The organism is Cryobacterium sp. (genome assembly GCF_026786305.1).
In the GTDB taxonomy this organism is placed as follows: Bacteria; Actinomycetota; Actinomycetes; order Actinomycetales; family Microbacteriaceae; genus Cryobacterium.
Map to the genome: position 1 here is coordinate 1 of NZ_JAJAYI010000042.1, position 4,665 is coordinate 4,665.

At 63.9% G+C, this 4,665-nt stretch carries 5 protein-coding genes and 1 pseudogene; 4 read left to right on the forward strand and 2 right to left on the reverse strand.

From position 1 onward, the window contains the following. From LH475_RS04575 to LH475_RS04585, 3 genes are all read left to right on the forward strand, one after another. Window positions 1–245 (forward strand): HNH endonuclease signature motif containing protein (locus tag LH475_RS04575; protein ID WP_297412980.1); only part of this gene is annotated, 245 nt, incomplete at its 5' end. A 226-nt stretch (window positions 246–471) separates the two neighbouring features. Continuing rightward, complete coding sequence (locus LH475_RS04580; protein ID WP_196843893.1) at window positions 472–1,179, forward strand: M50 family metallopeptidase; 708 nt, start codon at window positions 472–474, stop codon at window positions 1,177–1,179. Between the two features lie 49 nt (window positions 1,180–1,228). Next, window positions 1,229–1,882: an NAD(P)H-binding protein gene (locus LH475_RS04585; protein ID WP_196843894.1), complete on the forward strand. Its 654-nt coding sequence runs from the start codon at window positions 1,229–1,231 to the stop codon at window positions 1,880–1,882. A 13-nt stretch (window positions 1,883–1,895) separates the two neighbouring features. Here LH475_RS04585 and LH475_RS04590 read toward each other — a convergent pair whose 3' ends face one another. Beyond that, window positions 1,896–2,627 carry a DUF2071 domain-containing protein gene (locus tag LH475_RS04590; RefSeq protein WP_297412981.1) on the reverse strand — a complete coding sequence of 244 codons (732 nt, stop codon included), beginning with the start codon at window positions 2,625–2,627 and terminating at the stop codon, window positions 1,896–1,898. Window positions 2,628–2,853: 226 nt separating this feature from the next. Between LH475_RS04590 and LH475_RS04595 the strand changes: the two genes are divergently transcribed. Then, window positions 2,854–4,035, forward strand: coding sequence for a MarP family serine protease (locus tag LH475_RS04595; protein WP_196843896.1), 1,182 nt, complete (start codon window positions 2,854–2,856; stop codon window positions 4,033–4,035). 289 nt (window positions 4,036–4,324) lie between these two features. Here the strand turns inward: LH475_RS04595 and LH475_RS04600 are convergent. Beyond that, window positions 4,325–4,665 (reverse strand): annotated as a pseudogene (locus tag LH475_RS04600) (PadR family transcriptional regulator); the annotation flags it as partial.

Sequence of the window (4,665 nt, forward strand, 5' to 3'; positions counted from 1 at the left end):
CCCGCTGGTGCGAAATCCACCACATCATCCCCTGGCAAAACAATGGGCCGACCAACATCGACAACGGCACCCTGCTCTGCTGGTACCACCACCACACCATCAACAGCAACGGCTGGAAAATCCGCATAACCAACGGAAGACCCCAACTCCTCGGCCCCCTCCTCTGGGACCCCACCCAAACCTGGCGACCCGCCCACACCCACCGCGCGAATACGCCCAGCTCAAAACCCCACTGGCGCACCTAACAGCAGTGTGCCCGCAGACATGTGCCCACGGACGGGCGGAACTACACCTGCATGGAGAGTTGGAGTCGGGCGACAATGCTAGGGTCCCTCTTTGACATACGAACGTGCTCGCTGCAAGACGACTGACGCCCGGGGCAACGCTCTGGGCCGGGGACCGACAACTCGCCGTGCGTGCGTGCGTGCGTACGTGCGTGCAATGGAGAGTGGCACACCTAGTCTGAGGTGCATGGACGTGCTTCTCGACCTCTGGCAACGCATGACGACACCGCACGTCGCGCTGGCGCCACTCACCGCGTGGCTGACCGTTGCAGCAGCCGCCGCGATCGTACTGTTTTCGCCGGTGTGGCGGCTGGGGCGGCACGCCATCACGATCGTGCACGAGGGCGGGCACGGAATCGTCGCAGTGCTGAGCGGGCGCAAACTCGGCGGCATCCGCTTGCACTCAGACACGTCGGGGCTCACCGTGAGCCGCGGGCGCCCGACCGGGCCGGGCATGATATTCACACTGTTGGCCGGGTATCCGGCCTCGGCGCTCCTCGGACTCGGTGCCGCCTGGCTGCTCAGCCGCGGTTACGACGTGGGCCTCCTCTGGCTGCTACTCGCCGCGCTGGCACTGTTGCTCGTGCAGATTCGCAACTGGTTCGGACTCTGGTCGGTGGCCTTAACCGGTGCCGTGGTCTTCGGGGTCTCCTGGTTCGGGTCGGTGCAGGTGCAGGGAATGTTCGCGCTGCTGGTCACGGCTTTTCTGCTGCTCGGTGCCGTGCGCACGACCCTCGAACTGCAGCAATCACGCTCGCGGCGCGGCGGCTCGTCGTCGGATGCCGACCAGCTTGCCAGCCTCACGCATATTCCGGGTATCTTCTGGGTGGCCGTCTTTCTCGCCGCGCAACTATTCTGTGTGGCGTTGGGCGCGCAACTGCTGGGATTGGTGTGATCGGCCAAGTCTGAGTGCCGCACGCAGCCAACCGTGGCAGGGTGAACACATGACAAAAATTGCGATCATCGGCGGACACGGAAAAGTTGCCCTCCACCTGGCCCGTGCGCTTGCGGCTGTCGGTCACGAGGTCAACTCCCTGATTCGTAATCCTGAGCACTCCGCCGACGTCACGGCGACCGGTGCCACGCCGGTTCTCGCGGATGTCGAGAATATGTCCACTGAGCAGATCGCCACCGCACTGGCCGGACACGACGCCGTCGTCTGGTCAGCCGGAGCCGGCGGAGGCGGAGCCGACCGCACCTATGCGGTGGACCGGGATGCGGCCATCCGCTCGATGAACGCCGCAGCGCAGGCCGGCATCTACCGCTATGTGATGGTGTCGTACCTGGGGTCACGTGTTGATCACGGCGCCTCCCCCGACGACGGCATGTTCGCCTACTACGAAGCTAAAGCGGCCGCAGACGCCTATCTGCGGGCCACTTCTTTGAACTGGACCATTCTCGGACCGAGTGCATTGACCCTCGACGCCGCAACCGGCTCCATCGCTGTGGGCTCCAGTGTGGCGCGCGGCGACACCTCACGGGAGAACGTCGCTCTCGTGGCCGCCGCCGTTCTGGCCAGCGACAACACAGTGGGAAAGTTCATCGAGTTCACCGACGGCGACGTGCCGATCGACATGGCAATCGCGGCTATTCACTGAGCCAAACGTGCAGCTAGTTGCCGCGACCGAACCAGGTCGTGACTCCGGGCGAGTAGAGCACGGAATCCGGAACACGCTGGGCGAGGCCGGCGAAACCGGCAGCGGCCAACAGCGTGTCGTCTATACTCACGAGCTCGGCGGAATACAGCGGCCATGGCTCGTGGTGATTGCGCAAGTGCACTGTGCGACCACGGATGCTCGTGAACAGTGCCCAGCGCGCGGTCAGAAAATCTGCCAGCGGGTCGTTGACCACCAAGACGGAACCCGCGTGCGCCACGATGTCGGTGTACCTGGTGCGATCCGTGTGGCGGGTGGAGGTGTATCGGTACTGTCCGGAATCGACCGTGAGCCGCGTGCGGGACCAGACGTAGGGCAGCGAGAACAGTGTGCGGGCGGCCAGTACTGCCGCGAGACGACTGGCCTCCAGCGACACGAACACAACACCGCGACGGCCGTCGGAGTCAACGGCATAGAGGCGCACGTTCACCTCGACGAAGGTACCGAAATATGGTACCGGGGGGCTACCCAGGATGGTCGCGCGATCGAGCACAAATGGAATCAAACCGACCCAACTTGAACCGTCATACTCATCGGGAACCAAGCCATTGGGCAGGAGCGGCGCAACCAGCGCAGCATCCACTCGCCAATGCAGAAACACCAGGTGCGACCACCTCTGGCTGGCCGAGGCTCGACCAGCAAGGGGCGGTGCTATCGCCGAAATGGGATAGGCCTCGGCGTTTTTCACGGCATCCTCTCGCGGAGCTATTTTCGCTGACTGATAACACGGTACTCGCTCTGCCACGCCCAACGCCTGTTGATCGACCGGGAATGCGAGCGGCCAGGCGTATCCGCTCAGCAATCGCGGAGGCGGCCTGTGTAAACATGAAGAAGGAGATGACATCGTCACCGATACCTGTGTTCATGCGAGGCGCGGCCAGACCACTTGCGACTAGAAGAATTGAGGAAGACGGATGACGGGCTCAACCGTTCTCGACCTCTTACTGATTCTGATCTTGTTTGTAGCCCTGGTGAACGGCTACCGCAGCGGACTGTTACAGAGCCTCACCGGCATCGTCGGCGCGGTGCTTGGCGGAATCGCCGCCTTCTTCGTGGTTCCTCTGGTCGGCGGTTGGATCCCTGCAGCCGAGTGGCGCACTCCAGCCACCATCGCCGCGGCAGTTCTGCTCGTGCTGCTGGGACATTCGCTCGGAGCAGCGTTTGGACGAATGACCGGTGGACACAAGCGTCGTTCCCCGCTCGGCACTCTGAATCGCGTGCTGGGTGCAGCTTTTGCGGCCGTCGCCTCTGCACTCGTGGCATCGATGGTCGCGTTCAGTATCGGTGCCCTCGGCATTCCGTTCCTCTCCCCCGCGATAGCGTCGTCGAACGTCGTGTCCGGAATTGATGCCCTGACCCCGGACCCGGTCAAGGCGCTCATGGCCGAGCTGCGTTCAGTGGCCGTGCAGCAGGGGCTGCCGCGCATCGTCGACGCTTTCAGTGGACCGACCCCGGATGCCGCTGAGGCCGACACCAGCAGCCCCGCCCTGGCCGTTGCAGCGCAGTCGGTGGTGCGCATTACCGGAACGGCCTATGCCTGCGGGCAGAGCCAGTCCGGCAGCGGCTTCGTCGTCTCCGACGGTCGCGTCATCACGAATGCCCACGTCGTGGCCGGTGTGAGTCAGCCGGTCATTGAAACACCGGCGGGTCAAGCCCTGGCTGGGAAAATCGTGTACTTCGACGCGGTCGACGACCTCGCCGTCATTTCGGTGCCCGGCCTGGCCGCCGCTCCGCTCACCGTCGGGCAGCAACTTGCTGCTGGCAGGGGCGCCGTCGCGGACGGGTATCCGTTCGGCGGACCGTATGTGTCCGATCCTGCCCAGGTCATCTCGATCAGCACCATCAGCGTCGCCGACATCTACGGCCAGGATCCGACACCACGTCAGGTGTATACCGTGGCGTCTGACGTGCAGCAGGGCGAATCTGGCGGACCGCTGCTGAGCGAATCCGGCTTGGTGGTCGGTGTCATCTTTGCCAAGGCGTCCAACACCGAGAACGTCGGCTATGCACTCGCGCTCGACGAGGTGCAGCCGGTCATCAGCCAGGCGTCCAGTCTTTCGGCCCCGGTCTCCTCCGGAACCTGCATTCGCGGCTGAGCCGAGCACCACGGCCAGCACGGTGACCGCCAACGTGCCGCATCCAGTTCGTGCGGTCCTGCCGAGATTCGAGACCGAGCCGGTCGAAATGCTCCTCGCCGAACCTAACGGTGCCACGCTCCGGCACAATCACTCCAACGAGGGAGTGCAGCAGCGTCGATTTTTGCGAAGCCAGACGGCCCCGTGATCCCGAGCACCTCGCCGCGGTGAATGTCTAGATCTATGCCGCCCAGAGCATCCGTTTGCCCGAAGCTCTTGTGCAGGTCTCTGGCACGAATGAGTGGTTGGTTCAGAGGCTCAGTTCCTGCTTGAGCTGGTCGAGTCGGGCGCTCGTGAGGTCCATCCAGCGCAGGTCGGCTTCGATGTGGAAAAGGGCGTGGTCGCAGATGAGCACGTGCAACAGGTCGGCGCCGGTCTTGGAGCGGGTCAGCTCGCGCATGCGCGACATGTGCTCGGCTCGCTGACGGTCGAGCAGGCTGCCCGCGTCGGTGTCAACGAGCAGGGCGAGCACAATCTTGGCGAACAGATTGCTCTGCAGCGTCTCCGACGGTACGTCGGGGGTGAACATCCAACTCTGTAAGCGGATGCAGCCGGCTGGCGTTATTGCGTATTTCTTGCGGTCGGGCCCTC